This window comes from Cellulomonas sp. P4_H12 (genome assembly GCF_056400905.1).
Map to the genome: position 1 here is coordinate 17421 of NZ_JBFUKJ010000005.1, position 23486 is coordinate 40906.

Annotated in this window: 24 protein-coding genes; 11 read left to right on the top strand and 13 right to left on the bottom strand. The window is 73.6% G+C overall.

What is annotated here, in order from left to right; all coding sequences use genetic code 11:
- Window positions 1-3 precede the first annotated feature (3 nt).
- Entirely contained in the window at window positions 4-1203 is a 1200-nt protein-coding gene (serA, locus tag AC1DQC_RS04205; protein ID WP_477049963.1) for a phosphoglycerate dehydrogenase, read from the top strand.
- 70 nt (window positions 1204-1273) lie between these two features.
- Here the strand turns inward: serA and AC1DQC_RS04210 are convergent, their stop codons facing one another.
- On the bottom strand, window positions 1274-1474 hold the full coding sequence (locus AC1DQC_RS04210; RefSeq protein WP_477049964.1) for a DUF5302 domain-containing protein: 201 nt from the start codon (window positions 1472-1474) through the stop codon (window positions 1274-1276).
- 135 nt (window positions 1475-1609) lie between these two features.
- Here AC1DQC_RS04210 and AC1DQC_RS04215 point away from each other — a divergent pair, with 135 nt between their 5' ends.
- Complete coding sequence (locus tag AC1DQC_RS04215; RefSeq protein WP_477049965.1) at window positions 1610-2632, top strand: aldo/keto reductase; 1023 nt, start codon at window positions 1610-1612, stop codon at window positions 2630-2632.
- Here the strand turns inward: AC1DQC_RS04215 and AC1DQC_RS04220 are convergent.
- The 3 genes from AC1DQC_RS04220 to AC1DQC_RS04230 all read right to left on the bottom strand — a co-directional run bounded on the left by AC1DQC_RS04220 (window position 2598) and on the right by AC1DQC_RS04230 (window position 5913).
- The gene (locus tag AC1DQC_RS04220) at window positions 2598-4628 is read right to left on the bottom strand and encodes a S9 family peptidase (RefSeq protein WP_477049966.1); all 2031 of its coding nucleotides are present in this window, start codon (window positions 4626-4628) and stop codon (window positions 2598-2600) included. The genes AC1DQC_RS04215 and AC1DQC_RS04220 overlap by 35 nt on opposite strands.
- Before the next feature lie 60 nt (window positions 4629-4688).
- Window positions 4689-5213: a transcriptional regulator NrdR gene (gene nrdR, locus AC1DQC_RS04225; protein ID WP_477049967.1), complete on the bottom strand. Its 525-nt coding sequence runs from the start codon at window positions 5211-5213 to the stop codon at window positions 4689-4691.
- Between the two features lie 244 nt (window positions 5214-5457).
- Entirely contained in the window at window positions 5458-5913 is a 456-nt protein-coding gene (locus AC1DQC_RS04230; RefSeq protein ID WP_477049968.1) for a LysM peptidoglycan-binding domain-containing protein, read from the bottom strand.
- 339 nt (window positions 5914-6252) lie between these two features.
- Between AC1DQC_RS04230 and lexA the strand changes: the two genes are divergently transcribed.
- Entirely contained in the window at window positions 6253-6966 is a 714-nt protein-coding gene (gene lexA / locus AC1DQC_RS04235) for a transcriptional repressor LexA (RefSeq protein WP_477050072.1), read from the top strand.
- A 36-nt stretch (window positions 6967-7002) separates the two neighbouring features.
- Here the strand turns inward: lexA and AC1DQC_RS04240 are convergent, their stop codons facing one another.
- The 3 genes from AC1DQC_RS04240 to hflX are packed head-to-tail and all read right to left on the bottom strand — an operon-like array spanning window position 7003 to window position 11657.
- A complete protein-coding gene (locus tag AC1DQC_RS04240) occupies window positions 7003-8004 on the bottom strand; it encodes an L-lactate dehydrogenase (RefSeq protein WP_477049969.1) in 1002 nt (333 codons plus the stop codon).
- 30 nt (window positions 8005-8034) lie between these two features.
- Window positions 8035-10107 carry an ATP-dependent DNA helicase gene (locus AC1DQC_RS04245; RefSeq protein ID WP_477049970.1) on the bottom strand — a complete coding sequence of 691 codons (2073 nt, stop codon included), beginning with the start codon at window positions 10105-10107 and terminating at the stop codon, window positions 8035-8037.
- Between the two features lie 29 nt (window positions 10108-10136).
- Window positions 10137-11657, bottom strand: a complete 1521-nt coding sequence (gene hflX / locus AC1DQC_RS04250) for a GTPase HflX (RefSeq protein WP_477049971.1) — start codon at window positions 11655-11657, stop codon at window positions 10137-10139.
- Window positions 11658-11762: 105 nt separating this feature from the next.
- On the opposite strand from hflX, the gene AC1DQC_RS04255 reads away from it, so the two are divergent.
- Together AC1DQC_RS04255 and AC1DQC_RS04260 are read left to right on the top strand one after the other, a co-directional pair.
- A complete protein-coding gene (locus tag AC1DQC_RS04255) occupies window positions 11763-12368 on the top strand; it encodes a class I SAM-dependent methyltransferase (RefSeq protein WP_477049972.1) in 606 nt (201 codons plus the stop codon).
- A complete protein-coding gene (locus AC1DQC_RS04260) occupies window positions 12365-13747 on the top strand; it encodes an MFS transporter (RefSeq protein ID WP_477049973.1) in 1383 nt (460 codons plus the stop codon). Before AC1DQC_RS04255 ends, AC1DQC_RS04260 begins: the two co-directional genes overlap by 4 nt.
- Here the strand turns inward: AC1DQC_RS04260 and AC1DQC_RS04265 are convergent.
- The 5 genes from AC1DQC_RS04265 to AC1DQC_RS04285 are packed head-to-tail and all read right to left on the bottom strand — an operon-like array spanning window position 13696 to window position 17248.
- Complete coding sequence (locus AC1DQC_RS04265; protein WP_477049974.1) at window positions 13696-14025, bottom strand: TlpA family protein disulfide reductase; 330 nt, start codon at window positions 14023-14025, stop codon at window positions 13696-13698. The two genes, AC1DQC_RS04260 and AC1DQC_RS04265, sit on opposite strands and share 52 nt — an antisense overlap.
- Window positions 14022-14987, bottom strand: a complete 966-nt coding sequence (gene dapF / locus AC1DQC_RS04270; RefSeq protein WP_477049975.1) for a diaminopimelate epimerase — start codon at window positions 14985-14987, stop codon at window positions 14022-14024. The genes AC1DQC_RS04265 and dapF overlap by 4 nt, the downstream gene beginning before the upstream one ends.
- Window positions 14984-15952, bottom strand: a complete 969-nt coding sequence (gene miaA, locus AC1DQC_RS04275) for a tRNA (adenosine(37)-N6)-dimethylallyltransferase MiaA (RefSeq protein WP_477049976.1) — start codon at window positions 15950-15952, stop codon at window positions 14984-14986. The genes dapF and miaA overlap by 4 nt, the downstream gene beginning before the upstream one ends.
- 4 nt (window positions 15953-15956) lie before the next feature.
- A complete protein-coding gene (locus AC1DQC_RS04280; RefSeq protein ID WP_477049977.1) occupies window positions 15957-16469 on the bottom strand; it encodes a type III secretion system chaperone family protein in 513 nt (170 codons plus the stop codon).
- Window positions 16470-16504: 35 nt separating this feature from the next.
- Complete coding sequence (locus AC1DQC_RS04285) at window positions 16505-17248, bottom strand: class III extradiol ring-cleavage dioxygenase family protein (protein WP_477049978.1); 744 nt, start codon at window positions 17246-17248, stop codon at window positions 16505-16507.
- 97 nt (window positions 17249-17345) lie between these two features.
- Between AC1DQC_RS04285 and AC1DQC_RS04290 the strand changes: the two genes are divergently transcribed.
- Window positions 17346-17939: a type III secretion system chaperone family protein gene (locus tag AC1DQC_RS04290; protein WP_477049979.1), complete on the top strand. Its 594-nt coding sequence runs from the start codon at window positions 17346-17348 to the stop codon at window positions 17937-17939.
- Entirely contained in the window at window positions 17936-18457 is a 522-nt protein-coding gene (locus AC1DQC_RS04295; RefSeq protein ID WP_477049980.1) for a type III secretion system chaperone family protein, read from the top strand. The genes AC1DQC_RS04290 and AC1DQC_RS04295 overlap by 4 nt, the downstream gene beginning before the upstream one ends.
- Before the next feature lie 12 nt (window positions 18458-18469).
- Here AC1DQC_RS04295 and miaB read toward each other — a convergent pair whose 3' ends face one another.
- Window positions 18470-20035, bottom strand: coding sequence for a tRNA (N6-isopentenyl adenosine(37)-C2)-methylthiotransferase MiaB (gene miaB / locus AC1DQC_RS04300; protein ID WP_477049981.1), 1566 nt, complete (start codon window positions 20033-20035; stop codon window positions 18470-18472).
- 123 nt (window positions 20036-20158) lie between these two features.
- On the opposite strand from miaB, the gene AC1DQC_RS04305 reads away from it, so the two are divergent.
- From AC1DQC_RS04305 to AC1DQC_RS04320, 4 genes are all read left to right on the top strand, one after another.
- Window positions 20159-20932 (top strand): amino acid ABC transporter ATP-binding protein, encoded by a 774-nt coding sequence (locus AC1DQC_RS04305; protein WP_477049982.1) that lies wholly within the window; start codon window positions 20159-20161, stop codon window positions 20930-20932.
- A 61-nt stretch (window positions 20933-20993) separates the two neighbouring features.
- On the top strand, window positions 20994-21863 hold the full coding sequence (locus AC1DQC_RS04310) for a glutamate ABC transporter substrate-binding protein (protein ID WP_477049983.1): 870 nt from the start codon (window positions 20994-20996) through the stop codon (window positions 21861-21863).
- 67 nt (window positions 21864-21930) lie between these two features.
- Window positions 21931-22620 (top strand): amino acid ABC transporter permease, encoded by a 690-nt coding sequence (locus tag AC1DQC_RS04315; RefSeq protein WP_477049984.1) that lies wholly within the window; start codon window positions 21931-21933, stop codon window positions 22618-22620.
- Window positions 22617-23477 (top strand): amino acid ABC transporter permease, encoded by an 861-nt coding sequence (locus AC1DQC_RS04320; protein WP_477049985.1) that lies wholly within the window; start codon window positions 22617-22619, stop codon window positions 23475-23477. Before AC1DQC_RS04315 ends, AC1DQC_RS04320 begins: the two co-directional genes overlap by 4 nt.
- Window positions 23478-23486: the final 9 nt, after the last annotated feature.

Below are 23486 nucleotides of genomic sequence, written 5' to 3' on the forward strand. Positions count from 1 at the left end.
GGCGTGCTGAAGGCCCTGCTGCTCGAGAACCTCCACCCCCAGGCTCGCTCGATCCTCGAGACGGCCGGCTTCGACGTGACGACCCGCACCGGGGCGCTCGACGAGGCCGAGCTGATCGAGGCGCTCGACGGCGTGCACCTGCTGGGCATCCGCTCCAAGACGCACGTCACCGCCGAGGTGCTCGCGCAGGCGCCCTCCTTGGTGACGATCGGTGCGTACTGCATCGGCACCAACCAGATCGACCTCGCCGAGGCGGCGTCGCGCGGCGTGGCCACGTTCAACGCGCCGTTCTCCAACACCCGGTCCGTGGTGGAGATCGCGATCGCGGACATCATCTCGCTGACGCGGCGCCAGACCGAGCTCGACCGCGCCATGCACGACGGCATCTGGAACAAGTCGGCCACCGGAGCGCACGAGATCCGCGGCCGCACGCTCGGGATCATCGGCTACGGCAACATCGGCACCCAGCTGTCCGTGCTGGCCGAGAACCTGGGCATGTCCGTCGTCTTCTACGACACGGCCGAGAAGCTCGCGCTCGGCAACGCCCGCCGGATGGACACGCTCGACGAGCTGCTCGAGACGGCGGACATCGTCACGCTGCACGTCGACGGGCGCAGCGGGAACGCCGGCCTGTTCGGCGCCAAGCAGTTCGCGCGGATGCGGCCCGGTGCGGTGTTCCTCAACCTCTCGCGCGGGTTCGTCGTCGACTACGCCTCCCTGCGGGACGCGATCGTCTCGGGCCACGTGTCCGGCGCGGCGGTCGACGTCTTCCCGGTGGAGCCCAAGCGCAAGGGCGACCCGTTCGAGTCGGAGCTGCGCGGGCTGCCCAACGTCATCCTCACGCCGCACACCGGCGGGTCGACCGAGGAGGCCCAGGAGGCCATCGGGCAGTTCGTGTCCAACAAGGTCCGCGACTACCTCGCGACCGGGTCCACCACGCTCAGCGTGAACCTGCCCAACCTCGCGCTCGAGCAGCAGCCCGGCGTGCACCGCCTCGCCTACCTGCACCGCAACGTGCCCGGCGTGCTCGCCGCGGTCAACGCGACGCTCGCCGAGCACGGCGTGAACATCGAGGGGCAGCTGCTCGCCACCCGGGGAGAGCTGGGCTACGTGGTCACCGACGCCGGGGCGCCCGTCGACGCCGCGGTGGTCGAGGCGCTGTCGACGCGCCCGGAGTCGGTGCGGCTGCGCCTGCTGTCCTGACGGCCCCCGCACGTCGAACGGGCCCGACCACCGTGGTGGTCGGGCCCGTTCGCGCTGGTGGGTCGAGGGGTCAGGCGGACCCGGACTTGCGCTGGAAGCGCCGCTGCGACGGTCCCGCGGTCTCCGAGCCGTGCACCTGCCCGGTGTTGGCCGAGCCGTCCGTGGTCCGGTGCTGGTTCGACTTCTTGCGCTCCAGCGCCTCGCGGAACTTCGCCTTCGTGTCCTCGGTCACCGCCGCCTCCGTGGTCGCCGTTCCTTCGTCGTTCGCCATGGCGTCTCCTTCGATGCGGTGCTGTCTGCGGCGGACGTGTGCGCCCGCGACCCGCTCAGCCTGACCGACTCGCGCGCCCGGCGCCACCTCTTCTCACTGCTGCGCCGCCTCGTCGGGCGCCGGTAGCGTCGGAGCGTGGCATCCGCCCCTTTCCTCCCCCACCGGCGGACCGGTGGCCTGTCCTGGCCGGTCGTCTCCCTCGGCCTGTGGCAGAACTTCGGCGCGGCGACCCCGTTCGAGGACCAGCGCCGGCTCGTGCTGCACGCCGTCGACCGCGGGGTCGTGCACCTCGACCTGGCCAACAACTACGGCCCGCCGCCGTTCGCCGCCGAGGAGTCCGTCGGCCGGATGCTGGCAGGTGACCTGCGCGGACGCCGCGACGAGCTGCTGATCACCACCAAGGCCGGCTACCGCGCGTGGCCGGGACCGTACGGCGAGCACGGCTCCGCGAAGTACCTGCGCGCGTCCCTCGACGAGTCGCTGCGCCGGCTGGGACTGGACAGCGTGGACGTGTTCTACAGCCACCGGTTCGACCCGAGCACGCCGCTCGAGGAGACGCTCGGCGCCCTCGACCGCGCCGTCCGGTCGGGCAAGGCCCGGTACGCGGGCATCTCGTCGTACTCGGCCGAGCGCACCGTCGAGGCCGTCGCGGTTGCCCGCTCGCTCGGGCTGCGGCTCTCGGTGCACCAGCCCGCCTACTCGATCCTCAACCGCTGGATCGAGCGGCCCGGCCCGGACGGTCGCTCGCTGCTCGACGTCGCCGCCGACGCGGGACTCGCCGTCGTCGCGTTCTCCCCGCTGGCGCAGGGCATGCTCAGCGGGAGATACCTGCACGGCGTCCCCGCCGACTCTCGCGCTGCGCGCGGCAGGCCCCTGCGGACCGAGTGGCTGACGGACGACGTGCTCGATCACGTGCGGGCCCTCGACCAGATCGCCCGCGCCGGCGGCCGGACGCTCCCGCAGCTCGCCCTCGCCTGGGTGCTGCGCGACCCGCGCGTCGCGTCCGTGCTCGTGGGTGCGCGCACCACCGAGCAGCTGGACGAGAACCTGGCCGCCGTGGCGCTGCCCCCGCTGACCGCCGACGAGGTCGCGGCGGTCGAGCCGCACGCCGTCGACGCGGGCATCAACCTCTGGGGTCCGCGGTCGAGCGACCGGTAGACCGGCCCCCGACGGGCAGGTGCCTGCCCCACCAGCGCAGCACGTGCTCGAACCGCACCTGGCGGTGCTTCGGGTTGCCCGACCGCGAGAGCTCGTGCCCCTCGCCGGGGAACAGGAGGAGCTCCGCCTCGACGCCGCGCCGCTTGAGCTCGACGAACCAGCGCTGCCCCTGCTCGACCGGGCACCGCCAGTCCTGCTCCGAGTGGATCACGAGGGTCGGCGTGCGGACGACGCCCACGTGGGCCATCGGCGACTGGGCGGCCACCGCAACGGCGCCGTCCTCGTCCGCGGTGTCCCCGAGGTAGGCGGTGCCGAAGAACCAGCCGATGTCGCTGGACCCGACGAAGCTCACCGGGTCGAGGAAGCCGCGCTCGACGATCGCTGCCACGAACCGGTCGGTGCGCGTGGTCAGCCACGCGGTGAGGTAGCCGCCGTAGGAACCGCCCATCACGCCGACCCGTTCGCCGTCCAGCGCGGGGTCCTCGAGCGCCGCGCCGAGCAGGGCCAGGACGTCCTCGGTGTCGACCGTCCCGAAGCCGCCGCGGATGGCCAGACCGTGGTCGCGACCGTAGCCCGACGACCCACGCGGGTTGCCGTACACCACCGCGTACCCGGCCTCGGCGAGCACCTGCACCTCGTCGAACAGCCCGTGCGTGTACTGCGCGAACGGTCCGCCGTGGATCATCAGGATCGTCGGGTGCGGACCCACGCCGTACCGCCCGGGGTCCGGCGTCACCACCCACCCGTGGACCTCGTAGCCGTCCGCGGCGGTGGCCAGCAGCTCGGTCGGCACGCGCACCCGGCCGGTCTCCCGCAGCGGCGCCGCGAGGTCGGTGCGGACGGCGACGGCGCCGGTGCCCAGGTCGAGCGACAGCACCTCGCCGGAGGACGACGGCGACGACGCCACGACGACCGCGCGGGCGGCCCCGTACGCGACCGCGGCGCCGGAGACGACGTACGTGCCGCCGACCAGCGTCGTCGCGGTGCCGTCGGGCGCGACGCGGACCAGGTGCTGGGCGCCGCGGCGCTCGACGACGACCGCCGGGTCGCCGTCCACCTCGACCAGGACGCCGGTGAGCTGGTCGGCGTGCGGGTCGGTGAGCCGCTCCGGGGAGCTGTCGCCCGCGTCGAGAGCGAGCCGGAACAGCCCCGTCTGCGCGGCGACGAAGTCCTTGCCCGTCGGACCGAGGTCGCTCGCGAGCAGCCACAGCGCGGTGCCGTCGGCCGACGGCAGGACCCCCTCGACGCCGAGCGCGCTGCCGGCGTCCGCGTCCGTGAGCGGGACGGGCGGCGTCGGGTCGTCCACGGGCGAGGCGTCGATGAGGACCGCGTCGCTGCGCAGGTCCTCCTCCCGGGCGCGGTGCCGAGCCGAGACCCCGACGAGTCCCGTGCCCGACGGCAGCCAGCGCGCGCCCGAGACGCCGATCTCGCCCGCGGTCAGAGCCTTCGCCTCGGGCAGGGTCGACGGACGCTCCCCGTCGGTCGGGACGTCGAGGACGAACACGTGCTGCGGGCGGTCGCGCACGAAGCCGACGCCGTCGGAGCGGTACCTCAGCTCGGTGATGTGCCGAGGCTCCTCGGACCCCGGCTTGCCGTCGGGCTCGTAGCGGCCGGGCTCGGGGACGCGGGCCACGAACGAGATCCGTGCGCCGTCCGGCGAGAACCGCGGCTCGGCGGCCCCGAGCGGCGCCTCCGTCAGCTGGACGGGCTCGCCGCCGGTCGACTCGACGAGGAACACCTGCGGCTTGCCGTCGCGCTCCGCGCGCAGGAACGTGACCCACCGGCCGTCGGGAGACACGTCCGGGTCCGTGTCGCTGTAGCCGCGGGTCAACGGTCGCGGCGGGTCCTGGCCGACGAGGTCGACGGACCAGAGGTGCCCGGTGTACTCGTCGTCGGTCAGGTCGGGTCGGACGACCGACACGATCGCGCGACTGCCGTCGGGCAGGACAGCGGGGGCGCCGGGGACATGGAGGAGCTCGAGGTCGCGAGGAAGCACCCGACGAACCTACGTGTCCCGCCGACCGACGGCGAGACGTGCTCGCGGGTGTCGCCGCCCTCAGGTGGTGCGCGCCGCCTCGTCCTGCGGCTCGACGATCTCGTCGGCCTCGTCGGCCTCGTCGCCGTCCTCGGTGCCGTCGCGCTCGGCCCGCAGGACGGTGATCGCCGCCTCGAAGTCCTCGAGCGAGTCGAACGCCTGGTAGACGCTCGCGAACCGCAGGTACGCCACCTCGTCGAGCTCGCGCAGCGGCCCGAGGATGGCGAGCCCGATCTCGTACGCATCGATCTCCGCCGAGCCCGCGCCCCGCAGGGTCTCCTCGACCTTCTGCGCGAGGAGCGCCAGGTCGTCCTCGCTGACCGGTCGGCCCTGGCAGGCCTTGCGGACCCCGCCGGCGATCTTCTCGCGGCTGAAGGGCTCCGTGGCGCCGGACCGCTTGACCACTGAGAGGCTCGCGGTCTCGACCGTGGTGAACCGACGGTTGCAGTGCGGGCACTGGCGGCGGCGCCGGATGGTCGACCCGTCGTCCGACGTCCGCGAGTCGACGACCCGCGAGTCCGGGTGACGGCAGAACGGACAGTGCACCGTGGTCCCCTTCGAGCTGGCGCGCCCGGCCGAGAGCTCGGACGGCGGCGGTGGCGTCGTGAACGCCCCCGTGACGCTAGGCCACGCTCTGCGCAGGTGCAAGGTCGCCGCCACGGCGTCCCCCGACGGGAGTGCCGCGAGGGCCGCCATCCGGAGATGACCGCCCTCGCGGCGACGCCGCCGTGCCTGGCCGCGAACCGACTTCCCCTCGGCTCCTTGCGGCGGTGCGAGCCCGCTCGGCGCCTCAGTCGGCAGGGACCACGATCACCTGACCGGCCATCAACCCGGAGTCGGGCAGCTCGTTGAGGCGGACGAGGTCGACCACGACGTCGCGGACGTCGTCCGAGGGCCCGGCGACGCCCGCGGCGATCTGCCACATGGTCTCCCCCGGCTGCACGACGTGCCGCACGACCTCCTGCGCCCCGACGGGCCCGTCCGCCGCGGCGCGGCTGCCGAGGAGGGACACGAGCGCGACGACGGCCGCGGCGAGGACCCAGAGGACCACGCGGCCGCGGGTGGTGAGCCGCAGATGGGCGCGCGCCGACGGAGCGGGACGTGCGGCAGGAGCGGCGGCGGCCGTCGGGGTGACGACCAGCTGGAGGTGGGGCGCCCGGGAGGCCGCGGACCTCCGGGGGGTGCCGACCGCCCGGGTGCTCGGCGTCGCGAAGCTCGTCGCGGGTCCCATCACCATCGCGCTCATCACGTCTCTCGTTCCTGCTCGGCCCGGTCGCCCGGGGTACCGCTGATCGTCGAACGCCTGTTCGTCGAACGTCTGTACGATGTCTACCAGCATCCGGTGACACTGTCGAGACACGATCGAACAGATGTTTGATCTTCGGTCCCGACATCCCTAGGCTGGCGATGCAGCACAAGCGCACCACGAGCCACTGACACGGCCGCCGGGATCTCCCGTCAGACCAGGTCAGGGCGCTGGTGCGGCGCTGCAGCAGGCGGAGGCGGAGCGGGCCGAGAGGCGGCCGCCCTACGGAGGAGGAGCGCAGTGACGGACTCACGGGACACGTCCCAGCCCGAGCAGGACCTGGCGACGATCCACGCGCTGCCCGACAGCGCGCCGGGTCCGGACGGCCTCACGGCACGCCAGCGGCTCGTGCTCGACACGATCCGGTCGTCCGTCGAGTCCCGCGGGTACCCGCCGAGCATGCGCGAGATCGGCGAGGCCGTGGGCCTGACCAGCCCGTCCAGCGTCAAGCACCAGCTCACGGCCCTCGAGCGCAAGGGCTACCTGCGCCGGGACCCGAACCGCCCCCGCGCCATCGAGGTCGTGCACGCCGACGACTCGCGCGGTGTCGGCACGTGGACCGCGCCGGACGGCAGCCGCTCCAGCTTCCCGGAGCAGGTCGAGGGCGAGCGGATGCCCGCGCCGTCCTACGTCCCGGTCGTCGGTCGGATCGCCGCGGGCGGTCCCATCCTCGCCGAGCAGGTGGTCGAGGACGTGTTCCCGCTCCCCCGTCAGCTGGTGGGGGACGGCGACCTGTTCCTGCTCAAGGTCAGCGGCGACTCGATGATCGACGCCGCCATCTGCGACGGCGACTGGGTCGTGGTCCGGCGGCAGCCCGTCGCCGAGCAGGGCGAGATCGTCGCCGCCATGATCGACGGCGAGGCGACGGTGAAGACGCTCAAGCGCATCGACGGGCACGTCTGGCTCATGCCGCACAACCCGGCGTACTCGCCGATCCCGGGCGACGAGTCGACGATCCTCGGCCGCGTGGTGAGCGTCCTGCGCAGCCTCTGACCTCTCCGCCGGGCCGACGAGCCGCGGCCCGGCGGGTCAGAAGCCGAACTTCCGGGCGACCGAGCGCACCGCCTCGGCCGAGGTCCGCAGGCCGGCGAGCTCCTCGTCGGACAGCGGCACCGGCAGACGCTCGCCCACACCGTGCGCCCCGACGATGGCGGGCACCGACAGGCAGACGTCGCTGATCCCGTGGAAGTCGTCGAGCAACGACGAGACGGGCAGCACGCGGCCCTCGTCCTTGACGACGGCCTCGATGATCCGGGACCCGGCCAGCGCGACCGCGTAGTTCGTCGCGCCCTTGCCCTCGATGATCCGGTAGGCGGACTCCACCACCTCGCGGGTGATGGCCTCCCGGACGTCGGCGGTGAGCGGTCCGGAGCCACCCGTGCCGGTCCACTCGAGCAGCGGCACGGAGCCGATGCTCGCGGACCCCCACAGCGGGAGCTCGGTGTCACCGTGCTCGCCGGCGATATAGGCGTGCACGTTCTGCACGGCGACGCCCGTGTGCTGGGCGATCAGGTAGCGCAGCCGCGAGGAGTCGAGGACCGTGCCCGACCCGAACAGCTGGGCCGGCGGCAGCCCGGAGATCTTGAGCGCCGCGTAGGTGACGACGTCCACGGGGTTGGTCACCATGACGTAGACCGCGTCGGGGGCGACGTCGACGAGCGCGGGCAGCACCGTGCGGACCAGCCCGATGGTCGCCTCCGCGAGCTCGAGCCGGGACTGGCCGGGCTTCTGCTTGGCCCCCGCGGTGAACATCACGACGTCCGCGTCCGCGCACACGGCGATGTCGTCGGAACCCACCACCTGCGCCATCGGCATGAACTGGATGCCGTGCCCCAGGTCGAGCGCCTCGGCCTCGACCTTCGCCGTGTCGATGTCGTAGAGCGCGACGGAACGAGCCGCACCGCGCATCAGCGCGGCGTAGGCCATGGTCGATCCGACGGCCCCCGCGCCCACGATCGCGAGCTTCGACGTGCGCCGGGCGCTCCGGAACGGGCTCATGCCGACCTCGTCCATGTCCAGGCTCTCCGTCATGTGGTCCTCCCCGTGGTCGATCCGTCGAGGCTATCCGGACGTGGCGAGCCGCCGCAGGGCGGAGACGGCGACGGCGCGGTCGGTGGTCCGCCAGAAGTCGGGCAGCGACCGGGTGAGGAAGCTGCCGTACCCGGCGGTCGCGAGGCGGGGGTCGAGCACTGCGACCACCCCGCGGTCCTCGCTGGTCCGGATCAGGCGGCCGGCGCCCTGGGCGAGCAGCAGGGCCGCGTGCGTGGCCGAGACGGCGAGGAAGCCGTTGCCGCCCGCCGCCTCGATGGCGTCGGAGCGGGCGGAGCTCACCGGGTCGTCGGGGCGCGGGAACGGGATGCGGTCGATGAGCACGAGGCGGCACGTCGCGCCCGGGACGTCGACGCCCTGCCAGAGCGACAGCGTGCCGAACAGGCACGTGGGCTCGTCGGCGATGAACTGCGAGACCAGGGTCGGCAGCTGGTCGTCGCCCTGCACGAGGATCGGGACGTCGAGGCGTTCGCGCATGGCGGCCGCCGCGGCGTTCGCGGCCCGCCGCGACGAGAACAGGCCGAGGGTCCGGCCGCCGGCCGCGGTGACCAGCTCGGCGATCTCGTCCAGCTGGGCGTCCGTCGCCGGCTCGCGCCCGGGCTTCGGCAGGTGCCGCGCGAGGTAGAGGATGCCCTGCCTCGGGTAGTCGAAGGGGCTGCCGACGTCCAGGCCCCGCCACGGCTGGCCCGCCGGCGCGGCGGTCGGCGGCCCGCCGAGCGTGGTGGGACCGACCGGCTCGGCGTCCGGACGGACCTCCAGACCGACCGCGCGAGCGATCGGGTCGAAGGAGCCGCCGAGCTCGAGGGTCGCCGACGTGAGCACGCCCGACCTCCCGGCCAGCAGGTGGGTGCGGATCAGCCCGTTGACGGCGAGCGGGGCCGCGTTCAGGCGGGTGAGCACGCTTCCCCGGCGGTCCTCGCTGCGGGAGCACCACAGGACGGTGTGCCGGTTGTCGTCCGGGTCGGCGGCCATCCGCTCCGCCACCTCGTACAGCGCGAGCATGGTGGCCTGCGCCATCTTGCGCCCGCCCTCGGGGGGTGCGTTCGGCCCCGTCTCCGGCTTGAGCACGCTGAGCAGGGCGCGCGTGGCGTCGCGCACGCTGGCCACGGCGTCGCGGGCGGCGGGCGGCAGACCGTCGCGGAACCGGGTCTCGGGCAGGCCGACCAGCACGCCGGCCAGCGCCTGGCTCGCCGAGTCCAGGTCGGTCGTCGGGATGCCGCCGTGCCGACGGGCCAGGCGCGCGGCGTGCTCGATGGTGGCCACCGAGAGCTCGGAGGTCGCCTGGGCGGTCACGCGGTCGGTCAGCTCGTGCGCCTCGTCCACCACCAGGACCTGGTGCTCCGGCAGCACGCCGGGCGAGCCGGAGGCGGCGATGCCGAGCATCGCGTGGTTGGTGACGACGACGTCCGCCTCCCGCGACGCGGCCTTCGCCTTCTCGGGGAAGCACTCGGCGAGCATCGGGCACTTGCCGCCGAGGCACTCCAGGGACGTGACGGACACCTGCCGCCACGCCTGCGCGGTCACGCCGGGGACGAGGTCGTCGCGGTCGCCCGTCTCCGTCTCGTCGGCCCACTCCCGCAGCCGCAGCACCTGCTCGCCCAGGCTCTCGGTCGGCCCGGTGACGCCCTTGCGCGCGGGCGCGGGGTGCTCCGCGGCGCCCGCGTGCTCCCCCAGGTCGAACAGCGTGCCCGTGTCGTCGTCGGGGTACCCGCCCGCGACCTTGTGCACGCAGAGGTAGTTGTGCCAGCCCTTGAGCAGCGCGATCGACGGCGTCCGCGGGAGGTGCGGCTCGAGGGCCTTGGCGACGAGCGGGAGGTCGCGCGTGATGATCTGCCGCTGCAGGGCGAGCGTGGCCGTGGAGACCACCACGTGCTCGTTCTCCAGGACGGCGTGCCGCAGGGCGGGAACCAGGTACCCGAGCGACTTGCCGGTGCCGGTGCCCGCCTGGACGAGCAGGTGCTCGCCCTTCTCGATGCTCTCGGCGACGGCCACCGCCATCTGGTGCTGGCCGTCGCGACGGACGCCGCCGAGCGCCTCGACCGCGACGTCGAGCAGCTTGTCGACGGAGGGGTCGGCGTCTGGCACCGCGTCAGCCTAGTGGCGGCCGACGACGGTCACGGACGCGGCTGTGCAGCCGCCTCGAGCTCGGCGGCGAGCCCCGCGTCGACGCGCGCGCGGATCGCCGTGCCGTCGGCCGTGTGCTCCTCGGCCAGGATGTCGCCGTGCTCGTGCACGCGGCTGATCAGGTCGCCGCGCTGGTACGGCACGACGAGGTCGACGGCCACGCCGGGGCGCGGCAGCTGGTCGGCCACGAGCGCCTGCAGCTCGTCGATGCCCTCGCCGGTGTGCGCCGACACGACGATCGAGTGCACCTCGCGCGACCGCAGGCGGGCGATCGCCTCGGGCGTAGCGAGGTCGGCCTTGTTGAGCACGATGATCTCGGGCACGTCCATCGCGCCGGGGATGTCCGCGAAGACGTGCCGGACCGCCGCGATCTGTCCCTCGGGGTCKGGGTGCGAGGCGTCGACCACGTGCAGGATCAGGTCGGCGTCGGCCACCTCCTCCAGCGTCGAGCGGAACGCCTCGACCAGCTGGTGCGGGAGCGCCCGCACGAAGCCGACGGTGTCGGCGAGCGTGTAGACCCGCCCGTCGACCGTCTCGGCGCGCCGCACGGTCGGGTCCAGCGTGGCGAACAGGGCGTTCTCGACGAGCACCCCGGCGTGGGTCAGCCGGTTGAGCAGCGAGGACTTGCCGGCGTTGGTGTAGCCGGCGATGGCCACCGACGGGATGGCGTGCTTCTTGCGCGACGCGCGCTTGGTGACCCGACCGGGCTCCATCGCGGCGATCTCGCGACGCAGCTTGGCCATGCGGTTGCGGATGCGCCGCCGGTCGAGCTCGATCTTGGTCTCACCGGGACCGCGCGAGCCCATGCCGGCCGCGGCGCCGCCCACCTGGCCACCGGCCTGCCGGGACATCGAGTCGCCCCAGCCGCGCAGGCGCGGGAGCAGGTACTCGAGCTGCGCGAGCTCGACCTGCGCCTTGCCCTCCCTCGACTTCGCGTGCTGGGCGAAGATGTCGAGGATCAGCGCGGTGCGGTCGATGACCTTGACGCGGACGATGTCCTCCAGCGCGCGGCGCTGGGAGGGGGCGAGCTCGCCGTCGACGACGACGGTGTCCGCGCCGACGGACGCGACGAGGGCGGCGAGCTCGGACGCCTTGCCGGAGCCCAGGTAGGTGCCGGGGTCCGGCTTCTGCCGGCGCTGGAGCAGCCCGTCGAGCACCTGCGAGCCGGCCGTCTCGGCCAGCTGCGCGAGCTCGCGCAGCGAGATCTCGGCGTCGGTCACGGTGCCGGAGCCCCAGACGCCCACGAGCACGACCTTCTCGAGGCGCAGCTGCCGGTACTCGACCTCGGTGACGTCCTCGAGCTCGGTGGACAGTCCGGCGACGCGGCGCAGCGACGTGCGCTCCTCGAGCTCGAGCTGGTCGCCGTCGTACGACGAGTGGACGGTCCCGCCCACGTGCAGCGAGCTCCCGGCCCGGGCGAGCACCCGCGCGACGACGTCGTCGGCAACCTCCTGCGCAGTGCGCTCCACTGCGGTGTCGGTCTGGCGGGTGGTGGGCTGCGGGTCGGTCAAGGTGAACCTCTCTTCGTACGGTGCCTCCAGGGTCGCACGCCCGCTCGGAGGCGGACGAGGTATTTCGCTGCGGGCCGAGCGCGCCGGCCTGGGTATCGTCGGCGCGTGAGCGAGCCCGACCACTACTTCACCGCGCAGCCGGCGTCCCCCGACGAGCGACGCCTCCTGCGGGTCCGGCTGGCCGGGCGGGACGTCGAGGTCGAGACCGCCGGCGGCATCTTCTCCCCCGACCACGTGGACCTCGGCACGCGGGTGCTCCTGGACCACGCGCCCGAGCCGCCGGCCGAGGGCGACCTGCTCGACCTCGGCTGCGGCTGGGGTCCGATCGCGCTCACCCTCGCGCTGGAGTCGCCGGGCGCCCGCGTCTGGGCGGTCGACGTCAACGAGCGCGCCCTCGACCTCACCCGGCGCAACGCCGAGCGGCTGGGAGTCACCAACGTCCGGGCGGTCACGCCGGACCAGGTGCCCGAGGACGTCGAGCTCGCGACGATCTGGTCCAACCCTCCGATCCGCGTCGGCAAGGAGGCCCTGCACGCGATGCTCACCCGCTGGCTCGGTCGGCGCGCGCCCGGCGGTGACGCGCACCTCGTCGTCGGCAAGAACCTGGGGGCGGACTCGCTCCAGCGCTGGATCGCGGCGGAGCTGGGAGTGGACGTCGAGCGGACCGCGAGCGCGAAGGGGTTCCGCGTGCTCGCCGTGCGGGACCGATGAACGACTGGCGGTCGCTGCGCCCGACCACCTGGAGCCTGGTCGCGCTCATCTTCATGGTGGCGTTCGAGTCGCTGGCCGTGACCACGGTGATGCCGACGGTGTCGAACGCGCTGGACGGTGCCTCGTTGTACGCGTTCGCGTTCGCGGGACCGCTGGCCACGGGCGTGGTCGGCATGGTGCTCGCCGGTCCGTGGAGCGACCGCAGCGGCCCCCGCACGCCCCTGCTCGTCGCCGTCGGCCTGTTCACGGTGGGCATCCTCGTCGCGGGCTCGGCGCCCACGATGGGCGTCCTGGTCGCGGGCCGCCTGCTCCAGGGCCTCGGTGGCGGCGCGATGACCGTCGCGGTCTACGTCGTCGTGGCCCGGCTGTACCCCGCGCTGCTGCACCCGCGGGTGTTCGCCTGGTTCGCCGCCGCGTGGATCGTGCCCTCGCTCGTGGGTCCCGCCGGGGCGGGCGCCGTGGCGCAGCACCTCGGGTGGCGCTGGGTGTTCCTCGGGGTCGCGCTCCTCGTCGTGCCGACGACCCTCGTGCTGGTCCCGGCGCTGCGCCGGATCGGGGCGCCGGAGACGCGCGGCGACGCGGCGCCCCGCGGTCKGATCGCGTGGGCTGCCCTGGCCGCGGCGGCGGTGCTCGGGCTCAACCTGGCCGCCCAGGTGCCGCTCCGGTGGTCGGCGCTCGTGGCGGTCGGCACGGGCGCCGTGGCTCTCGTCGCGCTGCGTGCGGTGGTGCCGACGGGCACCCTGCGTGCGGCCCGGGGCCTGCCGAGCGTCGTCGCGACGCGCGGCCTGGTCTCGGGGGCCTTCCTCGGGGCGGAGGTCTACCTCCCTTACCTGCTCACGGAGAGGTACGCGTTCTCGCCGACGACCGCGGGGATCGCGCTGACCTTCGCCGGCGTCGCGTGGGCCGGCACGTCGTGGCTGCAGGGCCGCCTCGGGGACCGGCTGCCGCACCGCACGGCCGTGGTGGTCGGCTCGGTCCTGGTCGCCGTCGCTGTCGCCGGAGTCGTCGCCGTGGCGGCGGCCCATCTCCCGGCGGCGGTCGCGATCGCCTCGTGGACGCTCGCCGGCGCGGGGATGGGCCTCGTCTACACGCGTCTGACCGTTCTCGTGCTGGCGTACTCGACGCCCGGCAACCAGGGCGTCAACAGCTCCGCGTTGTCGATCGCCGACTCCATCGGCGCGGCGCTCGCCCTCGCGCTGACGGGGCTGGCGTTCAGCGCCGCGGCCGACCGCGGGCCGGACGCGCCGTTCACCGCAGCGCTGGCGGTCGCCGCCCTGTTCGCCGTCGGCGCCGCCCTGGTGGGACCGCGCGTGGGCAGCGGGCGGCGTCAGGCGGAGGACGCCACCGACGACGCGGCGTCGAGCGCGCTGCGCACCTGAGCGAGCGTCGGCACCCCGGACGCCCGGCGCACCACGTCTCCGCGGGCGTCGAGCACCAGGACCGTCGGCGTCACGTCGACGCGCAGGCGCTCGCCCAGCGCGAGGTGGTCGGCGACGTCGAGGTCGACGTAGGCCACGCCCTCGGCGGTCGCGACCGCCCGCTCCACCACGTACCGGGTGGACCGGCACGGGGCGCAGAACGTGCTGGAGAACTGCACGACGGTGGCGCGCCCGCCCAGCGGCGCGCCCAGGTCGTCCGGGGTCAGCCGCGTCGTCATCGGCCGGCGGTCAGGGCGGTCAGGTCGACGTCGGCGGAGGCGACCAGCACGGCGGGACCGGCGAGCTCGACGTGCCCCTCGGGCAGCACGCTGACGCGCACGGTGCCGCCGGGCACGTCGACCAGCCAGACGTCCGGTGCGCCGGCGCCGGCCCAGGTGCGGACCGCGAGCGCCGCGGCGCAGGCCCCCGTACCGCAGGAGCGGGTCTCGCCCACGCCGCGCTCGTGCACGCGCATGCGCACCCGCCCGACGAGCGAGCCGTCCGGCTGGTGCTGCTCCCCGAGCGGCACGACCAGCTCGACGTTGGTGCCGTTCGGCGGCACGGGCGTGACCAGCGGCGCGCGCGTCAGGTCCGCCGCCGCGAGCTCGTCCTCGTCGCGCAGGGCCAGCACGACGTGGGGGTTGCCGACGTCGACGCTCAGCCCGGCGCGCGCGACCTCGAGCCCGGCGACCTCGACCTCGGCGTCCGCTCCCGCGCCGACGGCCTCGGCTCCGCCCGGCAGCTGCCAGCGGCCCATGTCGACGGCGTACCAGACGTCGTCGGCGACGCCGGCGGGCACCGCCACCCTGCGCACCCGACGCACGCCGGCGCGCGTGCCCAGCGCGAGCTCGCCGTCGGCGGCGTTCCACAGCCCGAGCCGCTCGAGGTAGGCCGCGAACACCCGGACCCCGTTGCCGCACATCTCGGCGACCGAGCCGTCACCGTTGCGGTAGTCCATGAACCAGCGCGCGGCCGGCTCCTGCGCCAGGGCGGCCACGCCTTCGGGCACGAGCTCGCTGGCGACCACGCGGATGACACCGTCGCCGCCGACGCCCGCACGCCGGTCCGCGAGCTCGCGCACCAGCGCGGCCGACAGATCGACGCGCGCCTCGCGGTCGTCGAGCAGCACGAAGTCGTTCTGCGTGCCGTGGCCCTTGGTCACGTGCAGCGTGGGGAACGCGCGTGGAGTGACGACGGTCATGACCCCAGGCTACGTCGTGGCGCGGGATCGTCCGTGGCCGGCCCGAGCTGGTCCGCGTCGGCCGCCGCCACGAGCGCCAGGGCCTTCGCGACGAGGTCCGGGTCCCGCGAGTCCAGCCAGTGCACCCGGGGGTCGCGGCCGAACCAGCCCATCTGCTTGCGCGCCAGCCGGCGGGTGCCCGCGGCGACCGCCGCCCGCGCCTCGTCGACCGTCAGCTCGCCGTCGAGCATCGCGAGCACCTCCGCGTAGCCGACCGCGCGCGACGCGGTGCGGCCCAGGCCGTGCGCGCGCAGGTGCACGACCTCGTCGACCAGGCCGCGCGCCCACATGCGGTCCACCCGCGCCTCGATGCGCTCGTCGAGGACCGCACGGTCGCAGTCGAGCCCGATCTGCACCGCGGGGACCTCGTAGACGTGCTGCGGCAGGCTCGCCGAGTACGGGCGCCCGGTGATCTCGATGACCTCCAGCGCTCGCACGATCCGGCGGGCGTTGCGCGGGCCGATGCCGTCGGCGGCGACCGGGTCCCTCTCGGCCAGCTCGGCGTGCAGCGCCCGCGCACCCTCGGCCTCGACCCGCGCCTCGAGGCGTGCGCGGATCTCGGGATCGGTGCCCGGGAAGTCCATGTGGTCGAGCAGAGCGCGGACGTAGAGACCCGAGCCGCCGACCGCCACCGCGCGGGCGCCCCGCGACGCGATGTCCTGCAGGGCGGCGCGGGCCCGCGCCTGGTAGTCGGCGACGGACGCGTCCTCGTGCACGTCGAGCACGTCGAGCAGGTGGTGCGGGACGCCCTCGCGCTCGTCGGGCGCGAGCTTGGCGGTGCCGACGTCCATGCCGCGGTACAGCTGCATCGCGTCGGTGTTCACCACCTCGCCGCCCAGCGCGTGCGCGAGGGCGAGCCCGAGGTCGGACTTGCCGGTCGCCGTCGGGCCGACGAGCGCGACCACCCGGGACACCGCGAGGGGCACGGCGTCAGTCGATCGTCGGCCGCGCCGGGTCCGTGTACGACACCGGGGGCGCCGCCGGCGGCGCGACCGGCTGGGTCTCCGCGGCGTCCGGGTACTTCTCGTCGAGCTGCGCGAAGAAGCGCAGGGCGCTGGCGATCCCGCCCGTGATTTGCAGGTCCAGCTGCGCGTCGCTGACGCCGTGCTCGTAGTCGACGGTGTGCTCCGAGTAGACCGCGACCTGCTCCATCTCGATCCGGACGTAGAGCTTGGGCCAGACCATGGTCTCCGACCACGCGTTCGCTCCCAGCAGCACGTTGCCGAACTCGGTCGACGGCACCTGGCGCGCCCAGCGGCCGCGCACCTGGAAGTACTCCTTGTCGCGGCCCATCGTGATGAACCAGAACGGGTGGCCGTCCCAGCGACCGACCAGGTCACCGTCGGAGTCGCGGCCGTAGACCGAGCCACGCGCGTCGAGCCGCGCGGCCACCCGCTCGATCGTCAGGGGCGGGAGGGTTGGCTCGGGGGCGTCGGCAGACATCGGGACCTCGGGTGTCGGGGATGGACAGCGAGACCTTACCCGGCGTCCCGCAGCGGATCCCAGACGAGGACGGCGTGCTGGGCGCCGAGCTCGGTGCCGGCTGCCAGCAGCCTCGCGGTGACGGTCGCGTCGCCCGCGACGGCGCCGAGCAGCACCTGCCAGGGCGCCCACCCGCGGACCGCGAGCTCCTCGGCCAGTCCCGGGTCGTCGAGCGCGAGCCGCGCTCGGGCGGCCGGCCCGGCGTCYGCCAGGTCCGCGAGCACKCGGGCGTCGTGGGCGAGCGCGCGCGGATCGTCGGCGAGGGGCGCGTCCGGGCCGTGCCGACCGCTCCCCGACCCGACGACGACCAGACCGGTCGGTCCGTCGGCCACGAGCGCCGACCCGAGCGCGGCCAGGTCGTCGCGCCGCTCCCGCCCCGTGACCTCGACGACGCGCAGGTCGCGCCGCCGGTGCGCCCGGAGCAGGAGGTGCAGCGCGACCGCGGAGGCGACGGACGGACCCGCCGGGATTCCCGCGTGCTCGAGCGTCACGGCGTCGCTCGGCCACCCGAGCAGGTCGTCCGGGATCCCGGCCGCGCCGAGCGACGGCCGCACGGTCCCGGCGAGCTCGCGCGACGTCGGACCGGGCGCCACGACGACGATGGTGCGTGCCCGCGACCCGACCACCTCGGCCACCGCCTCGAGCGCGGCCGCCCGCAGCACGGCGTGCACGTCGGCGGAACCGGCGGCCCCGGGCACGAGCAGGGCGGTGTCGGGGACGAGCGCGGCGCGGACCAGCATGCGGTGAACCTACGCGACGGCCCGCGCCGGCATCGCGACACGGCGTCCCCCGGACGACGGCCGCCGTGTGTGGGCGAGCGCCGGTACTGTCGTGCGCATGGGGTCGTTCGGGGATCGTGCGCGGCGATGGTTCTCCGGACGCCCGCGCCCGCAGACGCCCGACCGGCTCCCCGCGCCGGAGCCCGACGACGACGAGCTGCACGACCGGGTGGCGGAGCTCCTCGCGCGCGAGCTCGGGGTCGCGGAGCCCGCGACGGACCTGCCGACGGACGTGACCCCGGCCCGGATCGCCGCGTGGATGACCAACAACCAGTTCAGCTACTTCGTGGACAACGACGGCGACCTGGGCGGGCTGTGGCGCGGGCGGCTGTTCTACTTCTTCCTCTTCGGCGAGAAGTCGGAGATCCTCCAGGTCCGTGGTCAGTGGCACCGCGAGGTCGCCATCGAGCGCCTGGAGGAGGTGCTCGACGTGTGCAACGAGTGGAACGCCGACCGCATCTGGCCCAAGGCGTACGTGCGCGTGCGCGACAACGGGCGCGTCCACGTCGTCTCCGAGGTCGCCACCGACCTCGAGCACGGCGCGACCGACTCCCAGCTCAGCCAGATGCTGTTCTGCGGCCTCTCGACGGGCAGCATGTTCTTCGACGCGCTCGACGAGCGCTACCCGGACCCGGCGGGAGTGGCGCCGTGAGCGGCCCGGGCTGGCTGCTGCGGGTGCTCGGCGGGCTGCCGAAGCCCACGAAGCGACTCACCGCCGACGACGAGCCGCCGGGCCCGCTGACCCGCGAGCGGATCGCCGACTACCTGGTGGGCCGGGGCTACCGGTTCGTCGTGGACGACGACGGCGACCTCACCGGCACGTGGGACGGGAGCCGGTTCTGGTTCCTGCTCCTGGGCGAGCAGCAGGAGATCCTCCAGGTCCGCGGGCGCTGGCACCGCAGCCTGCCGCTGGACCAGCGCGAGCTCGCGTCCCTGGCGGTCAACGACTGGAACCGCGAGCGGATCTGGCCCAAGGCCTACCTGCGGGAGGAGGAGGGCGTCCTCGCCCTCTACAGCGAGGTGTCGGCCGACTTCGAGCCGGGCGTCACCGATCCCCAGCTGGCGCAGCTGCTGGCCTGCGGGCTGGGCACGGGCGTGCAGATGTTCTCGTCGCTCGAGGCGGTGCTCCCCCACGACGGCGCTCCGCCGCCGGACGTGCCGGACAACTGACCCGCGGGTCGGTCAGCGGCGTCCGATCGTCGGCAGACCGAGCACGACCGGGCCGGACGGGCCGCCGGTGCCGCAGGAGTCGCCCGCGCCGCCGTGGCTGTGCTCGTCCGCACCGTTCTGCCGGCGCTCCCACGCGTCGCCCGCGGCCGTGCGCCGGACGGCGAACGTGCCGCCCGCCAGCGCGGAATCGGCGACCAGGTGGTACGGCGCCGCGCGCGTCACGGTGACGGCGACCAGGTCGCCGGGGCGCGGCACGTCGGCGTCGCCGCCGGGCAGGGCCAGGTGCACCAGACGGTTGTCCGCCGCTCGGCCCGTCACGCGGTGCGTCGCGTCGTCCTTGCGGCCGTCGGCCTCGGAGACGAGCACCTCGACGGTCCGGCCCACCTGGGCCAGGTTCTCCTCGTGCGAGATGCGGTCCTGCAGCGCGGTGAGGCGCAGGTAGCGCTCCTGGACCACGGCCTTGGGGATCTCGTCGGGCAGGTCGAACGCCGGGGTCCCCGGACGCGGCGAGTACTGGAACGTGAACGCGGAGGAGAACCGCGACGCCTCGACCACGCGCAGCGTCTCGGCGAAGTCCTCCTCGGTCTCCCCCGGGAACCCCACGATGATGTCGGTCGTGATCGCCGCGTCGGGCATAGCGGCCCGCACGCGGTCGAGGATGCCGAGGAACTTGTCCGACCGGTACGAGCGGCGCATGGCGCGCAGGACGCGGTCCGAGCCCGACTGCAGCGGCATGTGCAGCTGCGGCATCACGGTGGGCGTCTCGGCCATCGCCGCGATCACGTCGTCGGTGAACGACGCGGGGTGCGGCGACGTGAAGCGCAGGCGCTCGAGCCCGTCGATCGCCCCGGCGGCGCGCAGCAGCTTGGCGAACGCGCCACGGTCCCCGAAGCCGACACCGTACGAGTTCACGTTCTGACCGAGCAGCGTGACCTCGATGGCGCCCTGCGAGACGAGCGCCTCGATCTCCGCCAGGATCTCGCCCGGACGACGGTCGCGCTCCTTGCCGCGCAGGTGGGGCACGATGCAGAAGGTGCACGTGTTGTTGCACCCCACGCTGATCGACACCCAACCGGCGTAGACCGACTCGCGCCGCGTGGGCAGCGTGCTCGGGAAGACCTGCAGCGACTCCTCGATCTCGACCTGCGCCTCGGCGTTGTGCCGGGCCCGCTCGAGCAGGGTCGGCAGGACGTCGAGGTTGTGGGTGCCGAACACGACGTCGACCCACGGCGCGCGCTCGACGATGCCCGCGCGGTCCTTCTGCGCCAGGCAGCCGCCGACCGCGATCTGCATGCCCGGTCGCGCGCGCTTGGTGCCCGCGAGCCTGCCCAGGTTCCCGTACAGCTTGTCGGCGGCGTTCTCGCGGACCGCGCACGTGTTGATGACGATCACGTCGGCGTCCTCGGCCGCGGCGTCCGCGGGGCTGGCCGCGACGTAGCCGGCCTGCTCGAGCATCCCCGCCATGTGCTCGGAGTCGTGCACGTTCATCTGGCAGCCGAGGGTCTTGACCAGATAGGTGCGCGCCGCCGGGGTCGCCGAGGGGGCGTGCGGCAGGACGAAGGGCAGGGTCGTGGACATCACCRCCCAGGGTACGGCGACCCCGCTGGCCCACCCGCATCGAGCCCGTCCCTTGACGATCCCGTGGCCCGATCGTGACTGGAAGCGCTCGCCAGATCAGACATTCCCCCCTAGGTTCGACCAATGGGTGACCCGTCAGCTGCTCCGACCGACCATCCGACCGACGCCCTCGTCGAGCTCCAGGGCGTCGACAAGCACTTCGGCTCGCTCCACGTGCTCAAGCACATCGACCTCACCGTGCGTCGCGGCGAGGTCGTCGTCGTCATCGGGCCGTCCGGGAGCGGGAAGTCCACGCTGTGCCGGACGATCAACCGCCTCGAGACCATCGACTCCGGCACCATCGCGCTCGACGGGCAGCCGCTGCCCGCGGAGGGCCGCGGGCTCGCCCGGCTGCGGGCCGACGTCGGCATGGTCTTCCAGTCGTTCAACCTGTTCGCGCACAAGACCGTGCTGCAGAACGTCGTGCTCGGCCAGGTCAAGGCCAAGGGCGTCAAGCCGGCGAAGGCCCGCGAGATCGCGCTCGACCTCCTCGACCGCGTGGGCGTCCGCGACCAGGCGGACAAGCTCCCCGCACAGCTCTCCGGCGGCCAGCAGCAGCGCGTCGCCATCGCGCGTGCCCTCGCCATGCAGCCGAAGGTCATGCTCTTCGACGAGCCGACGTCCGCCCTCGACCCCGAGATGATCAACGAGGTCCTCGACGTCATGGTCGGCCTCGCACGCGACGGGATGACGATGATCGTCGTCACCCACGAGATGGGCTTCGCCCGCCGGGCCGCGAACCGCGTCGTCTTCATGGACGGCGGCCAGATCGTCGAGGAGGCGGACCCCGAGACGTTCTTCACGGCTCCGAGCAGCGACCGTGCACGCGACTTCCTGTCGAAGATCCTCACCCACTGAGGCACCCGAGAACCCCACACGAACCGACCGACACCGCACACACACAACAAGGGGACACACCATGCGACGAGGACGACTGGTACTGGCTCTCGCGGCCGCCGCGACGCTCAGCCTGGCGGGCTGTTCGAGCGACGACGGCGGTGACGACAACGACGCAGGCGCGACGAGCGACACGTCGGCCAGCAGCGGCGGCGCCGAGGGCACCGTCAAGATCGGCATCAAGTTCGACCAGCCCGGCCTGGGCTACCAGGACGGCAGCGAGTACACCGGCTTCGACGTCGACGTCGCCAAGTACGTCGCGGGCAAGCTCGGCTACGGCGAGGACCAGATCGAGTTCGTCCAGGCGCCGTCCGCGCAGCGCGAGACGCTGCTGCAGAACGGCCAGGTCGACATGATCTTCGCCACCTACTCCATCACCGACAAGCGCAAGGAGGTCGTCTCCTTCGCCGGTCCGTACTTCGTCGCCGGGCAGGACCTCCTGGTCGCCGCGGACGACGACTCGATCACCGGCCCCGAGGACCTCGAGGGCAAGAACCTCTGCTCCGTCACCGGCTCCACGTCGGCGCAGCGCATCAAGGACGAGTACGCCACGGGCACCAACCTGCTCGAGCAGCCCGGGTACGCCGAGTGCGTCACGGCCCTCACCGCCGGCACCGTCGACGCCGTGACCACCGACGACATCATCCTGGCGGGCCTGGCCGCCGTGCCCGCCAACAAGGGCAAGGTGAAGGTCGTCGGCAACCCGTTCTCCGAGGAGAACTACGGGGTCGGCATCCCCAAGGACAGCGACAAGTGCGAGGACATCAACGCCGCCATCACCGAGATGATCGACGACGGCACGTGGCAGGAGCTGCTCGACAAGAACGTCGGTGCCTCCGGCTACAAGGCGAACGACAAGCTCAACCCGCCGACGCCTGCCGCCTGCGCCTGACCCGTCCTCCGGGGGCCCGCGCGGTGATCGCGCGGGCCCCCGGACCCTCTGAGAGCAAGGAGAGTCGGTGGACGACGGGTTCCTCCAGCAGTTCGTGTCGCTGTTCGGCGAGTTCGACGTGCCCGCCGCGTTCTGGGTCAACATCCAGCTGACCTTCTACGCCGGCATCCTCGCCCTCGTCCTCGGCACCGTGCTGGCCACCATGCGGATCTCGCCCGTGCCGAGCCTGCGCTGGGCCGGGTCGACGTACGTCACGCTCCTGCGCAACACGCCGCTGACGATCATCATGGTGTTCTGCGTGCTGGGCCTGTGGGGGCAGCTCGGCTTCACGCTGTCGACCAACTTCCAGACGAACTTCTTCCGGCTCGCGATCCTCGCGCTCGCCGTCTACCACGCCGCGTTCGTCTGCGAGGCCCTGCGGTCCGGGGTCAACACGGTGCCCGTCGGACAGGCCGAGGCGGCGCGCGCGATCGGCCTGTCGTTCTGGCCGGCCGCGCGGCTGATCATCCTGCCGCAGGCGTTCCGCGGGTCCGTCGCCCCGCTGGGCAACGTGCTGATCGCGCTCACCAAGAACTCGACCGTCGCGTCGGCCGCGGGCGTCGCGGAGGCGTCCGGGCTGATGAAGACCATGATCGAGTTCCGGCCCGACGTCATCGTGGCCATCTTCCTCACGTTCGCCCTCGGCTTCGTTATCATCGTCGTCCCGATCGGCCTGGCGACCACCGCGCTCTCCCGACGACTGGCGGTGGCCCGATGAGCACCCTGTTCGACGTCCCCGGCCCGGTCGCCCGTCGCCGGATGGTGTGGGCGAACATCGTCGCCACCGTCGTCGTCGTCGGCATCGGCGTGTGGGTGCTGGCCCGGCTGGGCGCCAAGGGCCAGCTGGACCCGGCGCTGTGGAAGCCGTTCCTCACGGCCAGCCCGTGGACGAACTACCTGATCCCCGGGCTGGTGGAGACCCTCAAGGCGGCCGGGATCTCCATCGTCACCGCGTCGGTGTTCGGCCTGATCTTCGGCATCGGGCGCCTGTCCGGCTCAGCCGCGGTGCGCTCCGTGTCCGGCATCATCGTGGAATTCTTCCGGGCCGTCCCCGTGCTGCTGATGATGATCTTCTTCTACCTCGGCCTGGGCCAGATGCGGATCATGGAGCCGTCCGACGTGCCGCTGGTCGCCGTCGTCCTAGGGCTGACGTTCTACAACGGGTCCGTGTTCGCCGAGCTCGTCCGCTCCGGGGTGCACAGCCTGCCGCGCGGGCAGCGGGAGGCCGCGCTCGCCGTGGGCTTGCGCCCCACCCAGTCGCTGCGCCTGGTCGAGGTCCCGCAGGCGCTCATCGCGATGCTGCCGGCGATCGCCAGCCAGCTCGTGGTGATCCTCAAGGACACCGCGCTCGGCGTCATCATCACGTACCCGGAGCTGCTCGATGCCGCCCGCCGGTTCGGGTCCGGCAACGGCAACATCCTGCAGGCGCTGGTCGTCGCGGCGCTCATCTTCATCGTCATCAACTACGCCCTCACGCGCCTCGCGTCCCTGCTCGCCGGGCGCGTCGGCACGCGCACCGCCGGCCGGCCGCGGGCCGAGGCGCCGAGCCTCGTCGTCGCGACCGGTAAGGACTGAGGCGACAGG